The following is a 16,121-nucleotide window of genomic DNA, read 5'->3' on the forward strand; positions in this document are numbered from 1 at the left end:
CATATGTTATATAATATATGTTACACAAACTGAAATGATACTGCAAGCGTTAAAAATAATTAGTGGATTCACCTTTACGGGCTTATGCCGCTGGAAATGTAGCTAGAACAGTAATTAGGGCGGGGGGAGTATTGGCATACAAAAAATTGAACATATGCCAGGTGATATCTGCCCTGGATGAGGGGTTGGCGGCGTAATTATTATCATCGCGCTGGCCAAGAAGATCAGTAAACGATGCAGGCAATCGATGTGAATCATTCTGAAGCCGTTTTATGAGGGATGAGCGCTTAACAGAAGCGATAGGGAATTATGCCGGGGAGACGGTATGCTTTTTGCGAAGAACAATGCACAAAATAATAATCTTCAGAATAGTATAGGAAATAGGAAAGCAAATTCGCTTGTTAAATTTGTAACAACCGTAGACGGAGTGCCTTAGTTATAATTTTGCCTTGCAGTTCATTATTCGTGCACCACAGCCGGTTTAGGAATCAGAGCATCATTACTTGTCATGAAAATTATGGGCACACAAAATGATGTCCTGCAGCATATTATATAAATTAGGGAAGCGACCCCGCTTGTTAAACTTGTCACAGCCAGAGAAAACGAGGTACAGCTTATTGAAAATTTAACATTGATGTCATTATTCTTGCCCCAGGAGTATATGGCTTAAGTTCTTCCAGAGGTAAGACCGGGGGCCCTTAACCACCGCCTTTACCTCTCGGTGGAATCCTGTCAGGCGCGCGGGTTGCTCTCCAGTTGCCCTACCCGCCTGATAGGGAAAAGATACTATTACATTCAATGGAGTAAATTAATTGATTAATAAGCTTTAACCCATTTTTTCTACTAACATGAGCGCGATCAATAGACCATAGATAGTCAATGTTTCAATAAAAGCTAAGGAGATGAACAGAAGTCGTTTTATCTCATCGCGTACTTTAGGCAGCCTGGCGATTGATTCGAAAGATTTGCCCCCCAGCAAACCCATACCAATGCCGCCGCCGATGCCAGCGATGGATACTGCCAGACCGGCTCCCAAGGCAATAAGTTCCATAGTTTCCCCTCCTTCCATGCCACGATGCACTTATTTATTAGCGACATCCAGGGGATTCGACTTAGTTAATGGCTTATGATAAAGAGCAATATATACGAATGTGGCAACAAAATTGCCTGAAAATCTGATACCGACCGCTACAGGGTTCAAAATAACGGCTTATGCCCATTGCTGTTGACAAAGGAATATGCTGTAAATGAATTCGGATTAGACACTAATTGGGATAAAGTTAAAGGCTTTGGTGTGGGAACACTTTGTTTCCTGTCATAGAGACTATATGCCACTTTCCAATTTTGCCGTTCATCGGCTCTTTTTTTCTGATAAAAACTTCTTCTTGTTTCTAGCTGTTGCAGTGCTACTCTTTCTGCAATGATGGTTCCGATATACAACGCCACATATATGCCGCCTTTAATAAGGTAATAAATGAAAACATAGAATAAAAACAATTGTTGCAGTTCAGTCATTTTCACACCTCCCCTCCATCACATCTTTAAAACCCCCCATTTTCCAATGAATCCGAAATATATTCAAATCACTCCAGGCCAAATAAAACCGCAACCGTAAGTCTAAACGACATGCTGAGCCTCAGCAGCCCTCCCTTCATTTCTTAGCCAAAGCGACATTCCCGTATCATATTATATTTACAACACAATGTGAGGGTTACACAGATATGCAAAAGAATAGTATAACAAGCTGCGGTCTATTAATAAGACTCTAATTTTTTGTTATGATGCAATTAGGGCATATAGAGAACCTGATTAGAAGTAAAGTAAAGGATGAATTGGGAAATGCTTCTTTACAAAGCTGCGGGTTGGCCGAGCCGGAATCGGCACGGCAACGCAACGGAAAACGTCTATTCAGTTCGCTTCATAATTAATTACTCTAATTGAGGTAAAGCTTGAAGAGGGGATGGTCAGCTATGTTCAAAAAAGTCTTAGTGGCAGTGGATGGGTCGGATAGTTCTCAGGGAGCCATCAAACTGGTCAAAAATTTGGCCCAGAGCGGAATGGTGGAAGCGATTACTCTGATAAGCGTGGCCCCTTCGCCGTCCCTGCCTCTGCAGGCCATGGATTTTATGGTTTCAGAATCAAACAGGTTTGAGCCTTTATCACAAATGGTGGTGGATAACACCCGAGCCAGCCTCGAAAGCGCTGGTCTTAAGGTTGATACGGTTGTTGTCAGCGGCGATCCGGGTGTGAAGATATGTAAATATGCCGAGGAACACCAGTTTGATCTGATCCTGCTGGGCAGCCGCGGACTCTCCACAGTCAAGGGCATGGTACTGGGGAGTGTCAGCCATAAGGTGTTACAGACGGCGCACTGTCCCGTGCTCATTTATCGCGCCTAGTCGTATTCTGCCAGGTAGTATCAGACTTATGGGGGCGGTTCGCATAAAGGCAGACTTGCAACCACATAATATGGATACTACTTACTTGGAGGTGACAGGGTGAATAAAGTCGTAGCTGTGGATGATGGACTTGCACCGGTAAAGAACTTCTTGACAGAACAAGGGTGCCGAATCATCAATATTGACGCGGCCAGGAATCAGAAGGTGGATGCAGTCATTCTGTCGGGAATGGACCGGAATTTTCTGGGCATGTCGGATATCATGATCGATGCTCCGGTAGTCAGCGCGGAGGGGATGAGCCCTGAAGAGATTTGGATGGCGATTAAACAGGTTTCCAGAGATTTGCAATAAATCCGGTTATAAGATAGACATGTATAATCAGGCAGCGATTGCTCCTGATGTACAAATGCTTGTTGCCTGAATAGTATCATGTATAAATCAATTTCCCCAGGTCAAAGTCCTGGGGAAATTGTTGTGTAGCGGATGTGTCGGCTATTCCCAGTTTACAATTTGGCCCCATTGCTCCGGGGTGACAGGGACCACAGATAGGCGCGGAAGCCTGATCAGATCCCAATTATCGAATCTCCTGCTGGCTTTGACTTCGGCCAGCATCACTTTTCGGGCCAATTCCTTTACTGGGGCCACTTTAAATACTAATCCCTTGGTATTTGCATCCATGTAAGAGGAACTGACGATCTCCGCTGTTCCCACGATGGCCCTTTCTCTGCCGGTGTGGTATATGAAGGCCAGATCCCCGGGCAGCATCTTTTTGATGTTGGCCAGGGCCTGCGGAGCCTTGACGCCATCCCACACCGCCTCCTTTTCCCTGATTAAATCCGACCAGGAATATTCATCAGGCTCGGTTTTCAATAACCAGTAAGCCATTTATTCACCTCTGCATCCTGACGCAAGTGGGGAAAGTTCCTGACTTCGCATTTTGCCCCACTTGCGCCGCTTACAACAGTTTAGCCCTGCTGGCCGGGTTTACCCATTTTGCTCATGAATTCAGGTATCAGTTCAACCAGTTTTGAAACGCTGCCTTTTTGTCCCAGGGAATAGACTTGGGTGCCGTCCTGATCGATAATCAGCAAAGCGGTCGGTGTAATACTGAGCCCTGCCCCGCCGCCTTCGCCTTTGCCGGCCCCGTGCTGCGGTTCATTGCCCTCTCCGCCGCCGGCGCCGAAGCCTGCGCGGACGGAAATCAGAGGAATGATGGTTTTGCCGTTACTCTCGATCGGGTCGCCAACCACCGTCTTGGCCTGCACCATGTTTTCCAGATGAGATACCAGGGCTTCAAGACTTTCTTTAAGCATATTGAACAGCCTCCTTTTGTTTTTTTCGCATTTTTATCATCGGCCACCATATGGCTCTAACCGGCCTCGCCAGTAAGAATAATAAGACGATAATGATGATCTGCAAGGGGATAAAGTATCCGCTGGCTTTTCCCTGAATATCCAGCGCCTCCCCGGTAAAATCCGGGTAAAAGTTAAGCGTGCTGCTGCTCCAAAGCACCGCTGACATAATTGCCATTGCAAATCCGGTCAATGATGGGTCATCAAAGCCGTAACGCCCGGATACATTGAGATCTAAATGCATAGCCCGCTGCAGTTTGAGCAATGCGGCCTTTACTGCGGCTAAAAGCTCCCGATTGATGAAGGCTGACAGGCGGGTAGTTGATTTGGAGCGCTGCTTTTGGCTTTTGGGCTTTTTTTTGGCCTTATCCGTACCCTTGTCTGTGGAAACAGGCTTCCTCAGACCGAATAAACCCAGAATAAGGCTGGTTTTCCCCTGACCGCGCATCACCTCCAGGCTGAGCAGTCCCCCGGCCCATCCGATTCTCCCCTTCAATTTCAGCTCTTGAGCGTACCCTCCCCTGAAATCAAAGTTGATGGGGGCCAGCAACACCACCAGCAGCAAAACTAGCAGGGCATCCAGCAAGTACCACAGCGCCGCAATCACCGCAGCCCTCCTTTCTTATCGCCCCGGGGGGAAATAAGCCGCCGGGCAAAAGTGATCGTACCCGATATTAACCGGGGGATTTGATGAAGGGTTGACTGACTTAACTCGGATAACAAGCCTATGCCGGGGAGATAACTAGCCCCCAGCAGGGCAGGCTCCCAGGCTAGTTTCTGGGTATCCCAGTAATTATAGCCTCTGGCTTGCTTTGTGCTGCTGATGGACTGGTGGATGATTTGCTGGCGAATATACGGCAGTTCCAGGGGAAGATCTACTGCACCGGGCTGGCCTAATTGCAGCCAGAGCAGCTGTAAACGGGCCATTTCCTGGCGGCAGGAACGGCATCGACTCAGATGCTCCTCCATTCGCTTCCTGGCCGGGGCGTCCATTTCCCCGTCCAGATAGATCTGTAGACTTTCCTGACTACATTCCATCATTTATTCCCCCCAAGCATAATAACCTGACATTTCCTTACGCAAAGCGGCCCGAGCACGGAATAGATAGGTTTTGACCGTACCCAGCGGCATGTTGGTTTCATCGGCTATTTCCTGATAGCTCAGATCCTCCTGATGACGAAGAATAATCAACAACCTGTAAATATGAGAAAGCCGGTTGAGGGCTTCTTTCATAATCCGGCCGGTTTCCTTCCATTCGAACTCTTGTGCCGGGTCGCGGCTCGAAGCCAGGATATCGCCCAGGGTAGTGCCGTCCGCTGAAGGCTGGTCGATGTACAGGGCTGGAGGCGTGCGTTTTTCCAGGAAACTGATGCAGGTATTAACCGTAATTCGGCGCAGCCAGGGCTTGAAAGCGCGGTTCAATTGATAAGTATCCAGGCCTTTAAATACCCTGATGAAAGTTTCCTGGGCCAGATCCAGGGCGTCTTCACGATTGCCGGCAAAATTGTAACAAAGGCGGTATACATAGCCCTCATAGCGGTGCATCAATTCCTGGTATGCCTCTTCATGCATGTCCCTGCATCTGAGTACCAATTGACGGTCATCCTCGGCCAACCAGGCTCCCCCCCTCGCTATTACTACCCATTACAGCCTTGGATATAGAAAAGTTTCAGCATATAGACATTTTTTTAAACAGACTGGCGATGACAAGTTGTTGAACCAAAGGATTATTATTCCAATGAGTTCAGTAAAAACGCGTGGTGATGACAAATCCAGACTGCATAGCAGTCTCATTCAGTCAGCAGGTTGAAAATGCAGCATTGCTTCGAAGGCCTGGTCGAAATATCCTGCACCGGAATGTTCCGGGTGCAGCCCAGGAAGGGAGTTTACAGCATCGATAACTGCCGGAAGGTTTACTCAACTAGTTTATATATCTTGCCATTATAATCAAGTACATACAGTTCATTATTCTGGTCAAGTCCAAATGATGAAATATTATAATCAGTATCCAGTAAGGTTCGACTTTCCGCCTTCATATTCTCATCAAGCCTTACCGCCCAGATCATGCCGGTGGCGAAATCGCCAAATACGTACCATCCATTCAAGCTGGGAGCTGATTTGCCGTAATAGACGTAGCCGCCGGTAATGGCATTACCCTGGGGATGCTGATATTCCCACACCGGCATGGTAAATCCGGCCGTATTATAGGAAGCTGTGGATGGATAGAAAAGACTGCCCTCCATTTTATTCCATCCGTAATTGGCGCCTTTATTGATGATATCAATTTCTTCTACCTTGTTCTGACCAACGTCCGCAGCCCAGAGCCGGCCCTGCACCTGATCGAAACTGAACTTCCACGGATTTCTCAGCCCATAGGCATAGATCTCTTCCTTAAAACCCTGTTGATTCCCGAAGAACGGGTTGTCCGGCGGTATGGCATAGGCCATCCCGTTAGCAGAGCTGTTGACGTCGATGCGCAAAATTTTGCCCAATAAGTTGCCCAGGTTTTGAGCATTATTTTGGGGATCTCCTGCCGAACCGCCATCCCCGCTGCCGATATAGAGATAGCCGTCGGGGCCAAAGGCCAATTGACCTCCATTGTGGTTGGCGTACGGTTGAGAAAAAGTGAGGATAATTTTCTCGCTGGATAACAAAGCCTGGTTGGAATCGGCAGGGCTTACCTGGTAGCGCGCGATGACGGTGTTATTCTGATTGGTATAGTTTACATAGAAAAGGCCGTTGTTTTTATAGTCAGGGTGCAAAGCTAACCCTAACAAGCCTTTTTCCGAGGATCTGCTGTCTACCCGGCTGGTCAGGTCCAGAAATATTTGCGCAGTTTGAACTTGAGGATCATTATGGAATACCAGTATTTTGCCGCTCTTTTCAACTACAAATACCCTGCCGCTGTCATCATTGGCGGGGCGATAATCGAGAGGCTGATTGAAAGCAAGGTTGGGGTAGGCTTCAACCAGCTTAACACTTCCGGAGCTGAGTGAAGGGTTATCGGTTGTTTCTGGCATATTTGTGTTCCGATTGCCGGGCTGAGGGTCAGCCAGGCTGCAGCCGGCTGCATAAAGCAGCCATACCAACAGGGCCAATAGTGGTAGTTTTCGCATATAATCACCTCCTTAACAGGATTATAACAAAAATACCCCCGGGTAGGATTTTGTCATTACTGTCGAATACGTAACGATGCTTATTCGGTCTGATAACAATACTCCCGGGCTTGAGCGGCTGCGCCTGGGCAAGTACGCAGATACCTTTCTAAAAAGACTTTAAGCGAAAATCGAGCGAGGTTTAGAACTTGAATTTGTATATAAACGTCTGATATTTAAAATACTAAACAATAATTAATCATGCTATTGCAAAGGAGGGACAGTATGACACACAAAGATAAACAGAGCAAAATCGATTCGGTTTTGAAGAAACACCAAGATAACGCCTGCCCTGAAAAAGAAGGCGATAACTGCAAAAAGCCCGGTGTCTATAGTGATTCCAAGCCCATAGGCGGCGGAGGCTGATTCACAGTCAGCGCTCATTGACCCCCAATTATGTCAATGGTGAATTCAGCCCGGGAGCTTCCTATGTATTAATCTGGCCATAATACTAGCTAGCCTCACGCTCCCAATAAGGGAGGTGAGGCTTATGCTGCAGCATATTATGATCCTAACCTCTGAAGGGGTCAGCGATAATAGAAACTGAGGCGGGCTTCTTTTTGAATATCATATTTAATACGTAATTCCTCGAGTTTTCTGAGTAGCTCTTTTTCTTCGCTGTCTGCTTGACATTCTGCCAGCTTGTTTTGAACACTCTCTATTTCCTTGAGAATCAGTATTTCTACGGGAAGCGTTCCAGAAGCGGCCAGTGAAACGGCCAGTAAGCGGTTGAGTATTCTGTCTTCTTTGGTTTCAAAGGGATTCAGGTTGCGCAACTCTATAGGCTTGCCTTCCCCGGGTAAATTCTGGAGTTCGCCGCGTTCGACTGCTTCTCTGATGATCATCTCTATAGCGATTGATAAATCCGCCATATGAGCACCGCCTTTATCTATAGTAAAAAGGGAAATTTAGCATCCCTGGAGTTGAATTGCGCCCGGCGGGATGATATAGACTTTTGGCCCGATTCCACCCAGAGGGCCTATTTCCCTTAAGAATACTATAATGTATGCCAATGCTGGACCCAATACCTCAAAAGCAGCAATTATTCCCGGTTGTCTGGGCTGCTCAGCCTGCGCTGGAAGAAGACAAAAACCGGCAAAGGGATGATCACCCAGCCCAAACTCTTTATAAGGCTGTTTTTGGCTCTGTCTGCCTGCCGCTGCTTCTCCGCGTCTACTATGGTCTGGTATCTGGCCTGCCATTCCTCTTCGCTAATATTCGGGGAATCGGGGTTTATGGCCGTTTCTTTGCTGCCATACTGCCTGAACTCGGCGTAAGTCTGGTGGTATGGCGCCGGAGCCACCAGATCGGCCGCGGCCATAAAGGCTGACACACTGCCCCCGATGACCATCATCAAGGTCGCGAACAGGACCAGATAAACGTATACTTTTCTAATCATTACCTCTCCTCCTTGCTGGGGCTCGCTTTTTATTGCGGCTGCTGCTGCTATGAATACCAGGGCCAATAAGACCACCGCAACCATTACTACAATAATAGAAACCAATTATTTCACCTGCCCTTCGATTCTGAAGTTAGTTATCTTATTATATCATTAGACTGCACCGCCATTATTTCTTTGCGGCTGTCTGCCCTGCAGGGCAATGATATAACGGAGCGGCCAACCCCATATACTACCCGCCTATTATTACTTAGAAAAGGTTTTTCTGATCAGCCTGGCTGAATTAATAACCACAAAAACAGACCCTATGTTATGAACTACAGCTCCACTGATAGGATGTAAATAACCCAGGCCCGAACCAATAATGGCTAAAAAGTTGAATACCATGGCAAAGGCGATATTGAAGTTAACAGTGTTTAGAGTAGTCTTGCCCAACCTTAGCGAAAAAGGGATTTTGTCCAGCTCATCATTCATCAAGGCAATATCCGCCGCATCAAGGGCCACGTCGGTACCCATAGCGCCCATCGCTATACCTATATCGGCCGCCGCCAGGGAAGGCGCATCATTGATCCCATCGCCGACCATAGCTACTTTGTAGTTCTGCTGCTGTAACCCCCGGATATATTCAAGCTTTTGTCCGGGCAACAGGGTGGTATAGAATTCTTCAATACCTGCCTGTTTTGAGATCCCGGACGCAGCCGCGAAACCATCCCCGGTTAACAAAGCTACCTTTTTGATGCCGATTTTGTCCAGGCTCTCAATCACAACCCCGACATCGGCACGAATTTGATCGGAAACGGCCAGGTAACCTAGCGCTTTTTCGGACTGCCTGACGATTAAAACCGTTCCTGAATGATCCTCGTTTTTTACCTTATCATAATCCGGATCGCCCTCTTGCACTGCACCCACAAAGACCGGTTTTCCATCGACCAGGGCTTCGATGCCGCTGCCGACAATCTGCCGGAAGCTTTCAGGTTCTCTAAGCATGCATTCGGCTTCTTGAGCCGCTTTAAGGATGGCTCTTGCCACAGGGTGCTCGGAGTATTTTTCCGCCGATGCGGCCAGTGCCAGGAGGCTGTTCTCGGAATGGGGAGCAAAAGGCACGATCTTTGCGACTACAGGCTCACCGGTAGTTAAGGTGCCGGTCTTGTCAAATAATACGGCATCAATTCTACCCAGCTCTTCCAAAAAGGCGCCTCCCTTGATGAGAACTCCGTGTTTTGCGGCATTGCCCAGAGATGCTGTAACGGCCGTAGGTGCTGCCAGAATGAAGGCGCAGGGACATCCTACGATTAACAGAGTCACCGCGCGGTTGATATCTCTGGTAAATAGAAATACTAATATGCTTAGTGCGATGATAACGGGGGTAAAATATTTGGCATAGCGGTCGGCTGCTCTTAGGATAGGGGCTTTTACGCTTTCAGCATCCTGGACCAACTGAATAAGCCTGCCCAAAGTGGATTCTTCTCCGGCTCGTTCGACCTGCACCACCAACATGCCGCTGTATATAACCGTGCCGGCATATACCTGATCTCCAGGTTTCTTATCAACGGGCATTGATTCGCCAGTAAGCGAAGATTGATTTACAGCCGCTTCACCCCGAATGATTAAACCGTCTACGGGAATCCGTTCTCCCGGTCTGATCAGAGCCAGGTCGCCCTGTTTGACATCTTTGATAGGCACGGGTATTTCCTCTTCATCGATTAAAAGGGTAGCCTGATCCGGATTTAATTTAATTAAAGAGTGAATAGCTGACCGGGCGCGTTCCGAGGTAAATTTCTCCAACAGAGATCCTAATACCATGATAAAGGCAACGACAGCTGCAGCCTGGTATTCGCCGATAAAAACGGAAGCTACTATGGCCAGGCTGACCAGCTCATCTACATTGGTCTGTAGTTCGCGCAAGCCCTTTGCAGCGTTCCATACGATGGGGCCGCCTAATATGAGTACTGCAATCAAGGCGAGAAATGACGCCGATGCTGATTGAGGATGGTATTGCTTCAACAGATAGCTGGAGACGATAAAAATGAATCCCCAAGCTACCATATAGAATTCGTGTATATTCAGCAGCTTATCTAAATATTCTTTCCGTGAAAATCTTCCAATCATGTGTCTTCACTCCTGCAGTGACAATAATGTTGCCTTGCGGGTTTCAATATTAGAAAGTAGTATGACTAATCTTTTTGAGTATCGATACCAACTGGATGATTTCCTCGTCTGTCAAATTAGATACTATCTGCTCGGTCAGATTAAGGTGATATTTATGGTGTTCTTCAAATGCAGCTTTACCCTTCTCGGTCAGACTGATAAAGTAGCTCCGCCGGTCTTCTTTGGTCATTTCCCGGCTGGCGTAGTCCTTTTTTTCCAGGCGATCCATAGTGACCGTGGTTGTTCCGGTGGTGACCCCTAATTTATGAGCCAGGCCTTTCATATTCATCTTTCCAAACTGACCCAATACTTCTATGGCGTGAGCCTCAGATACGGACAGTTCACTAGCGCGAATAATCGAGTTTTCCCACGAAGAAAAAGCATTATAAAAATTAAGCAGCTGGTCGGTCAATTCCCTAAGAAGAGCATCATTAGGTTCCAATTAAAACACCACCCTTAGATTATCTAATAGTAATAAAATCAAACAATTTGATTACCTAACTATAATACCTCAGCTGTTTACGGCTGACAATAACATTTAATATCAGGGAAGCATCGGCTCTATTGGTTACATCAAAAAAATGGCCGCCAGCTGTGGAAAGGGGGGTTCCGAAGAAACCGCGGATACAGATTTGAATTGATGATATTAGCGAACGGCACTAAGCTTCTTTTTAAGAAGGTTTTTTTTCCTGGCATCTAATGCGGATGTCACTTACCTATTATTATCAATGGCGATCCCGGCATGGGGGACATTTTCGGCTGCTTGGATCATTACCCCGTGCCTGCCCTGCATGCGGTGAACAAAACCCCATCAAATTCTGGTCGGGGCTAAGCTGTGGGCTTGGACTTTATTAAAATTTACTAAATTTATGGCGTATGATAAGCTATTTATAACTCACTATAAACATACCTTCATAGCAGCACCGCCATTTGCTTATTCCAACCAGGCATACCCGTGAGTTACTGCGGGCCCTTATGAATTATTACCAGATATAAACATGTCATGGCCTGCGGTTCTGCTTAAAAAATTTGCGCACCCTGATAATTGATAAGAGAACGCAATTTTTAAATTACTGCTTTAAATCTGTATCCGGCCCTCAATGTACATTTATGCCAGTCGCTGACGGGTTGAGCAGCGATCAGCAATTTAGAAGGGACTGGCTTGCGACCGGTTTTTCAGCGTTAATATAGCATGATGTAAAGAGACGCCTTGACCAGGTTATCAGGGAGGCCTTTTCGCCAAATCATCGACAGAAAACGTACAAAATGCCGGGGAATATGTTTCCCGGAGATAGGGTGCTTTAATTTCAGGTAGGAACTATAGTTATTGGGAGGTGGTGGTTAACGGCCGGTTTTTGAAAAGACTTCAATGGATAAGTACATAGTGTTGTGAGTTAGTCTCAGACCGCTGCTTGTGGACCTGGTAAACTCGGAATAGACGCAGAGATTCATGAAATTCCAGATAGCCCTGAACAGATAAATGAAGTTTTCAGGCTGGATGAATCTCTGTGCCGGGTCGATGTTGCGGCCATTTTGATGGTCGATGATACTGTTTTTGTCCAATGTGATCTGCAGTCCCCTGCGGGGGATCAATGAGCAGTAATAATTAAGGAGGGGAAGTTTAATGAGTAATGGCACTTTAGCAGCCGGTACCAAAATCCCTTGTAAGGTCAGCCGCACACTTGATGTAGGGGACTTTTCTATTTTACACCAACTCACCTGGTTTAATATGGCGGTACATAGCAATTCGGAGTATGCCAAGAATACCTGGTTCAAGGAACGCTCCCTGGCCGGTCCGATTATTTTTACGGTAGCTGATGGCTTGGTGCACCATGCTGACACGATCGCTTATCTTTTAGCCGATGTGGGATATGAAATCTATGCTTATATTGGAATTGACAATGTTAAAATCACCACTCCGGTGCTGTTCGGCGACACCTTGACCGCTGATGCGGAAGTAGTCGATTTCCGTCCCACCAAGAACCCGGAAATGAATCTGTTCATCTATAAGAACAAGACTTATAATCAGCGCGGCCAACAGGTCATTGAGTATCAGACCACCATGATGGCCAAGAAAAAGGCTTAATGACAGGCTATTAAAGGTTAAATATGGCCGCAGGCAGATATCAGCGATGATCTTCGCAGTCTGCCTGCGGTCTTGCTGTCGACAGTATTGTGGTAAGGACAATCCATGCTGGCCGGTTTATTTCCGGGTTTTATCGTCATCTACGAGGGGCCGGGCAGCTGCGGGCTGTAAAGCCCAAGCTTTTGGCACAGGTAAAAGGAGCAGCCTCCTGCCGGTTTACCGTTCTATTAAGGCAATATTCGGTTCTTGAGAAAATCCTCCAAGCGGTCAAGGCCTTCTTTAATATTGCCCAGGGAGTTGGCATAGGAAAAGCGGATATACCCCTCGCAATTGCGGCCGAAATCGATGCCGGGCGTAACGGCCAGCTTGGCCTCTTCCAGAATATCAAAAGCGAATCTGTAGGAATCGGCGGTATACTTCTTCACATTTGCCAGGGCATAAAAAGCCCCTACGGGATCGTGGCGGGTGGCAATCCCCAAGGCTTTGAGGCGCTGCAGCAGATACAAGCGCCGTTCATTATAGATATCAACCATCTGTTTGACTTCCTGCTCACACTCCCGTAAGGCTGCAATACCCCCTTCTTGTGCAAAAGAGGATGCGCATATGAAGAAGTTCTGCTGCATTATCTGCATAGCCCGGATGTACTCACGGGGAGCAATCACATATCCCAGACGCCAGCCGGTCATGGCATAGAGCTTGGAGAAGCCGTTGACCACAAAAGCGCGGTCGGTGAACTCCAGGATACTATGCTCCTCGCCTTCATATATCAAACCGTTATATATCTCATCGGCTATGATAAGCCTGTCAAGCCCTGCCAGGGCTTGGAGATCCGCCGCGGTAAATACTCCTCCAGTTGGGTTCCCGGGGGAATTGAGCAGGATGGCCCGGGTCCGCGGACCCAGATGCCGCTTGATTTCCTCGGGGCGGTATTTGAAGCCGTCTTCCTCATACACCGGCAAAAAAACCTCTTTCCCATCTACATAGCGGATAAAGTTGGGATAACAGGCATAGTAGGGATCAGGCAGTATGACTTCCTCGCCTTTTTCCAAGAGTGCGGAAAACAATAACAGCATCCCCGGAGATGTGCCGGAGGTCACGATAACCTGCTCCGGGGAGATCTGAACCCGGTATTTATTCCAATAATGCTCCGCTATAGCCTCCCGCAGGGTTATTTTCCCCAGGCTGTGGGTATAATGGGTATCGTCATCAGCAATGGCTCGCAGCATGGCCTCTTTTACCGGTTCAGGCGTGGGGAAATCGGGCTCCCCGACCTCCAGGTGGATGATGTCTTCGCCCTGGGCCATCATGGTCTGCGCTTTCTCCAGGACTTCCATAACAATAAAAGGAGATAATTGTTCGGTTCGTGAGGATGGCGTTAACTTATTCATCTAGTATTTTGCTCCTTGACATACTTTTTTCTATAATTCTATATAAGAGGCTTGGGTTCAGTCTACTATCGTTCTAAAGTACAATCAACCGATGATGCCAATTGTGGAACTTGCAGGTCCGTTAAAAGGGGGGATCAGGGTTGAAGAAAGTGATTATGTTCACCACTAAGACATGACCCTACTGTACCATGGCGAAGGAGTTTCTTTCCCGCAACAAGATCAGCTTCGTTGAGAAAGATATAAATGTTGATGAAGAAGCGCGAGTTGAGTTGGCAAACCGAAATATAAAGGGCGTGCCAACGTTTTTTATCGGCGATGATGTGGTTATAGGCTTTGATAAGCAAAAAATTCTGGATCTTGTCGACCACCGCGTAATTGAATGTGAAAATTGCCGGGCCAGGATGCGTGTACCCATAGACAAAGGCAACCTTACAGTAACATGTCCCAAATGCAAACACGCCTACAACCTAAAGCCTGATAAACTGATTTAACTGCCAGGTCTGCCCGAAAAAATAGCGAGTAGTGCTTTTGGTGGGAGTTGAAAGCTGGAAAAGGCTATTGCCAGGCAGGGATCTTTGGCAAAAGCGAGGGGGGGATCAGTCCCATCCGATACTCCCATTGGGATCGGGTTTTAAAAGATTGGTATATAGTAGAAATTAACAATCTCCACCACGCTATTACATGCTTCCGGGTTTTAAAAGATTGGACAGATAATAGAAATGCAGGCCATGCCGGCCTGCATTTCTAGTTAATATTTTATTTCATAGCCCGGTTTACAGCGTTGACATAGCGGTTGAATGAAGCGCTGCTGTTAGCCAATTTGGACCTCATCGGACGGCTGAGCTCCAGCTGTACTCCTTTGCCGATTCTGTTGCGGTTGACGATATTGGATTTGGCTGTGCCGGCCAGGCGGGCGGGAGCGGATACGGCCGTAAATCCGGCCGCCCTCAAGGCGGATTTTATTTTGTTGCCCAGGACTTTGTCGCGTCCGCCCACATAGGTGATGGCCCGGCTGGTTCCGCCAAAACCGTGGATGGCTACGGTCTTGCTGGATTTGGCCACCAGCCTGCGGGCTTTGGGTTCATTGAACCTAGTGGAAGTTATGTGCATGGCAAAGCCCTTCCTGAGACCGATAAAGCCATAGTAATCATATCCGCCCCGGGCTGCTATTGCAGAGGCGATATCATCGGTTTCAAATTCGATATTGCCTCCATGGATGGCAATGACGGCCTTAGACGAAGCCCGGTCACGGGTGACGATCCTATAGTCTTTACCGTATGTATTATGGGCTCTCAGGGAACTGTAACTGGAATAAGTATCTGCCAGGACCGGATAGGCCAGAGTGGTTACCATAAATACTGTCAATAACAACAATGCAATCCTTTTTTTCATGAAGTGAGTCTCCTTCCCTGTCTCTGTGATTTTTTCAAAACTGCAGCTTTAATTGGGCAAAAAAACTTACGCCTGAAATGCCTGCCATAGTTGAGGGCGTTTTGATAATAAATCCAGGATATGCTCGTTCGCCCTGTGCCTACATAATTCGACCCGATATTCATTCAACCTTTTGGTAAATATGGGTATAGGCATCTGCTATGGTTGAAAGTAGGCTCAAATAGGCGGAGTATAGTGGGATTGTAGCAATAGGTAAGGGAGGTAATGTATATGATGGAAAAAAAGAATTGATCTGGCAGTGAGGCTGAAATTACCCATTAAATGCAAGCGCTTCGCACTATGGAAATGGCTTTGAAAGCCTGTGTAGTAGGACTTTACGGGGTGTAAAAAAACCTGCCGGATCACTCCGGCAGGTTTGTGGGTAGGATACAGGAATGATTTATCGGGTGTCTATCAGCAGGATGAGCAGGAGCCGCATCCGCCGCCATCGTTCTGTTTTTCTCCTCGCAGTTGAAGAAACACCTGACCGCTATGCCGCATCGAGGTAAGGTGGAATGGACCAAACTTATCATATATATCACTTTCTACGGAAAACTTGATGCCCTGGTGTTCTTCGACTTTGTCGCCTTCAACTGGTTCATCCAGAACCAGATTAAACGCCATGCCGCCTCACCCCATGTTGGCGGTGATGCGCAGGTTGCTGGTATTGATCTTCTGATCGTTCAAAAGCTGTTTCAGGTCCTCAATCGTTGCGGAATCGGCTTTTAACACTTGCATAATGAATGAATCCTCCTTTCAATTA

Annotated in this window: 21 protein-coding genes; 5 read left to right on the forward strand and 16 right to left on the reverse strand. The window is 47.2% G+C overall.

Annotation, left to right across the window (positions count from 1 at the left end):
• Positions 1 to 826: 826 nt before the first annotated feature.
• Together atpE and B3W37_RS11915 are read right to left on the reverse strand one after the other, a co-directional pair.
• The gene (gene atpE / locus B3W37_RS11910; RefSeq protein WP_481042524.1) at positions 827 to 1,051 is read right to left on the reverse strand and encodes an ATP synthase F0 subunit C; all 225 of its coding nucleotides are present in this window, start codon (positions 1,049 to 1,051) and stop codon (positions 827 to 829) included.
• A gap of 146 nt (positions 1,052 to 1,197) precedes the next feature.
• On the reverse strand, positions 1,198 to 1,515 hold the full coding sequence (locus B3W37_RS11915) for a hypothetical protein (protein WP_483175919.1): 318 nt from the start codon (positions 1,513 to 1,515) through the stop codon (positions 1,198 to 1,200).
• A 455-nt stretch (positions 1,516 to 1,970) separates the two neighbouring features.
• On the opposite strand from B3W37_RS11915, the gene B3W37_RS11920 reads away from it, so the two are divergent.
• Entirely contained in the window at positions 1,971 to 2,399 is a 429-nt protein-coding gene (locus B3W37_RS11920; protein WP_483175920.1) for a universal stress protein, read from the forward strand.
• A 99-nt stretch (positions 2,400 to 2,498) separates the two neighbouring features.
• On the forward strand, positions 2,499 to 2,750 hold the full coding sequence (locus B3W37_RS11925; protein WP_481042530.1) for a YkuS family protein: 252 nt from the start codon (positions 2,499 to 2,501) through the stop codon (positions 2,748 to 2,750).
• A 141-nt stretch (positions 2,751 to 2,891) separates the two neighbouring features.
• Here the strand turns inward: B3W37_RS11925 and B3W37_RS11930 are convergent, their stop codons facing one another.
• The 6 genes from B3W37_RS11930 to B3W37_RS11955 all read right to left on the reverse strand — a co-directional run bounded on the left by B3W37_RS11930 (position 2,892) and on the right by B3W37_RS11955 (position 6,867).
• Entirely contained in the window at positions 2,892 to 3,284 is a 393-nt protein-coding gene (locus B3W37_RS11930) for an EVE domain-containing protein (RefSeq protein ID WP_483171544.1), read from the reverse strand.
• A gap of 80 nt (positions 3,285 to 3,364) precedes the next feature.
• On the reverse strand, positions 3,365 to 3,712 hold the full coding sequence (locus B3W37_RS11935) for a GerW family sporulation protein (protein WP_483175922.1): 348 nt from the start codon (positions 3,710 to 3,712) through the stop codon (positions 3,365 to 3,367).
• Positions 3,705 to 4,358 carry a hypothetical protein gene (locus B3W37_RS11940; protein ID WP_483175923.1) on the reverse strand — a complete coding sequence of 218 codons (654 nt, stop codon included), beginning with the start codon at positions 4,356 to 4,358 and terminating at the stop codon, positions 3,705 to 3,707. The genes B3W37_RS11935 and B3W37_RS11940 overlap by 8 nt, the downstream gene beginning before the upstream one ends.
• The gene (locus tag B3W37_RS11945) at positions 4,355 to 4,792 is read right to left on the reverse strand and encodes an anti-sigma factor family protein (protein WP_483175924.1); all 438 of its coding nucleotides are present in this window, start codon (positions 4,790 to 4,792) and stop codon (positions 4,355 to 4,357) included. Before B3W37_RS11945 ends, B3W37_RS11940 begins: the two co-directional genes overlap by 4 nt.
• The gene (locus B3W37_RS11950) at positions 4,793 to 5,365 is read right to left on the reverse strand and encodes an RNA polymerase sigma factor (RefSeq protein WP_483171547.1); all 573 of its coding nucleotides are present in this window, start codon (positions 5,363 to 5,365) and stop codon (positions 4,793 to 4,795) included.
• A 299-nt stretch (positions 5,366 to 5,664) separates the two neighbouring features.
• Complete coding sequence (locus B3W37_RS11955; protein ID WP_483171548.1) at positions 5,665 to 6,867, reverse strand: PQQ-dependent sugar dehydrogenase; 1,203 nt, start codon at positions 6,865 to 6,867, stop codon at positions 5,665 to 5,667.
• A 264-nt stretch (positions 6,868 to 7,131) separates the two neighbouring features.
• Here B3W37_RS11955 and B3W37_RS11960 point away from each other — a divergent pair, with 264 nt between their 5' ends.
• The gene (locus tag B3W37_RS11960) at positions 7,132 to 7,272 is read left to right on the forward strand and encodes a hypothetical protein (RefSeq protein WP_483175926.1); all 141 of its coding nucleotides are present in this window, start codon (positions 7,132 to 7,134) and stop codon (positions 7,270 to 7,272) included.
• Positions 7,273 to 7,433: 161 nt separating this feature from the next.
• Here the strand turns inward: B3W37_RS11960 and B3W37_RS11965 are convergent, their stop codons facing one another.
• The 5 genes from B3W37_RS11965 to B3W37_RS11985 form a co-directional block, all read right to left on the reverse strand.
• Positions 7,434 to 7,778 (reverse strand): DnaJ family domain-containing protein, encoded by a 345-nt coding sequence (locus tag B3W37_RS11965; RefSeq protein ID WP_483175927.1) that lies wholly within the window; start codon positions 7,776 to 7,778, stop codon positions 7,434 to 7,436.
• Between the two features lie 170 nt (positions 7,779 to 7,948).
• A complete protein-coding gene (locus B3W37_RS11970) occupies positions 7,949 to 8,401 on the reverse strand; it encodes a hypothetical protein (RefSeq protein WP_483171588.1) in 453 nt (150 codons plus the stop codon).
• A 150-nt stretch (positions 8,402 to 8,551) separates the two neighbouring features.
• On the reverse strand, positions 8,552 to 10,414 hold the full coding sequence (locus B3W37_RS11975; RefSeq protein WP_483175928.1) for a heavy metal translocating P-type ATPase: 1,863 nt from the start codon (positions 10,412 to 10,414) through the stop codon (positions 8,552 to 8,554).
• Between the two features lie 49 nt (positions 10,415 to 10,463).
• Positions 10,464 to 10,895, reverse strand: coding sequence for a MarR family winged helix-turn-helix transcriptional regulator (locus tag B3W37_RS11980; protein WP_481042550.1), 432 nt, complete (start codon positions 10,893 to 10,895; stop codon positions 10,464 to 10,466).
• A gap of 899 nt (positions 10,896 to 11,794) precedes the next feature.
• Positions 11,795 to 12,016: a hypothetical protein gene (locus B3W37_RS11985; protein WP_483175930.1), complete on the reverse strand. Its 222-nt coding sequence runs from the start codon at positions 12,014 to 12,016 to the stop codon at positions 11,795 to 11,797.
• Between the two features lie 61 nt (positions 12,017 to 12,077).
• Between B3W37_RS11985 and B3W37_RS11990 the strand changes: the two genes are divergently transcribed.
• Entirely contained in the window at positions 12,078 to 12,539 is a 462-nt protein-coding gene (locus B3W37_RS11990; protein ID WP_481042553.1) for a hotdog family protein, read from the forward strand.
• A gap of 227 nt (positions 12,540 to 12,766) precedes the next feature.
• Here B3W37_RS11990 and B3W37_RS11995 read toward each other — a convergent pair whose 3' ends face one another.
• A complete protein-coding gene (locus B3W37_RS11995) occupies positions 12,767 to 13,927 on the reverse strand; it encodes a pyridoxal phosphate-dependent aminotransferase (protein WP_483175932.1) in 1,161 nt (386 codons plus the stop codon).
• Between the two features lie 140 nt (positions 13,928 to 14,067).
• On the opposite strand from B3W37_RS11995, the gene B3W37_RS12000 reads away from it, so the two are divergent.
• Positions 14,068 to 14,418 carry a glutaredoxin family protein gene (locus B3W37_RS12000; RefSeq protein ID WP_483171553.1) on the forward strand — a complete coding sequence of 117 codons (351 nt, stop codon included), beginning with the start codon at positions 14,068 to 14,070 and terminating at the stop codon, positions 14,416 to 14,418.
• A 265-nt stretch (positions 14,419 to 14,683) separates the two neighbouring features.
• Here the strand turns inward: B3W37_RS12000 and B3W37_RS12005 are convergent, their stop codons facing one another.
• Together B3W37_RS12005 and B3W37_RS12010 are read right to left on the reverse strand one after the other, a co-directional pair.
• Positions 14,684 to 15,319: a poly-gamma-glutamate hydrolase family protein gene (locus B3W37_RS12005; protein ID WP_483175934.1), complete on the reverse strand. Its 636-nt coding sequence runs from the start codon at positions 15,317 to 15,319 to the stop codon at positions 14,684 to 14,686.
• Positions 15,320 to 15,772: 453 nt separating this feature from the next.
• Entirely contained in the window at positions 15,773 to 15,982 is a 210-nt protein-coding gene (locus B3W37_RS12010) for an iron-sulfur cluster assembly accessory protein (RefSeq protein WP_483171555.1), read from the reverse strand.
• Positions 15,983 to 16,121: the final 139 nt, after the last annotated feature.

The organism is Syntrophomonas sp. UBA5494, assembly GCF_002426325.1.

Coding starts and splice junctions, on each gene's coding strand:
- B3W37_RS11990 (WP_481042553.1), top strand. CDS start 12,078: ATGAGTAATGGCACTTTAGCAGCCGGTACCAAAATCCCTTGTAAGGTC.
- B3W37_RS11995 (WP_483175932.1), bottom strand. CDS start 13,927: ATGAATAAGTTAACGCCATCCTCACGAACCGAACAATTATCTCCTTTT.
- B3W37_RS11945 (WP_483175924.1), bottom strand. CDS start 4,792: ATGATGGAATGTAGTCAGGAAAGTCTACAGATCTATCTGGACGGGGAA.
- B3W37_RS11935 (WP_483175922.1), bottom strand. CDS start 3,712: ATGCTTAAAGAAAGTCTTGAAGCCCTGGTATCTCATCTGGAAAACATG.
- B3W37_RS12010 (WP_483171555.1), bottom strand. CDS start 15,982: ATGGCGTTTAATCTGGTTCTGGATGAACCAGTTGAAGGCGACAAAGTC.
- B3W37_RS11930 (WP_483171544.1), bottom strand. CDS start 3,284: ATGGCTTACTGGTTATTGAAAACCGAGCCTGATGAATATTCCTGGTCG.
- atpE (WP_481042524.1), bottom strand. CDS start 1,051: ATGGAACTTATTGCCTTGGGAGCCGGTCTGGCAGTATCCATCGCTGGC.
- B3W37_RS11965 (WP_483175927.1), bottom strand. CDS start 7,778: ATGGCGGATTTATCAATCGCTATAGAGATGATCATCAGAGAAGCAGTC.
- B3W37_RS11920 (WP_483175920.1), top strand. CDS start 1,971: ATGTTCAAAAAAGTCTTAGTGGCAGTGGATGGGTCGGATAGTTCTCAG.
- B3W37_RS11955 (WP_483171548.1), bottom strand. CDS start 6,867: ATGCGAAAACTACCACTATTGGCCCTGTTGGTATGGCTGCTTTATGCA.
- B3W37_RS11960 (WP_483175926.1), top strand. CDS start 7,132: ATGACACACAAAGATAAACAGAGCAAAATCGATTCGGTTTTGAAGAAA.
- B3W37_RS12005 (WP_483175934.1), bottom strand. CDS start 15,319: ATGAAAAAAAGGATTGCATTGTTGTTATTGACAGTATTTATGGTAACC.
- B3W37_RS11975 (WP_483175928.1), bottom strand. CDS start 10,414: ATGATTGGAAGATTTTCACGGAAAGAATATTTAGATAAGCTGCTGAAT.
- B3W37_RS11915 (WP_483175919.1), bottom strand. CDS start 1,515: ATGACTGAACTGCAACAATTGTTTTTATTCTATGTTTTCATTTATTAC.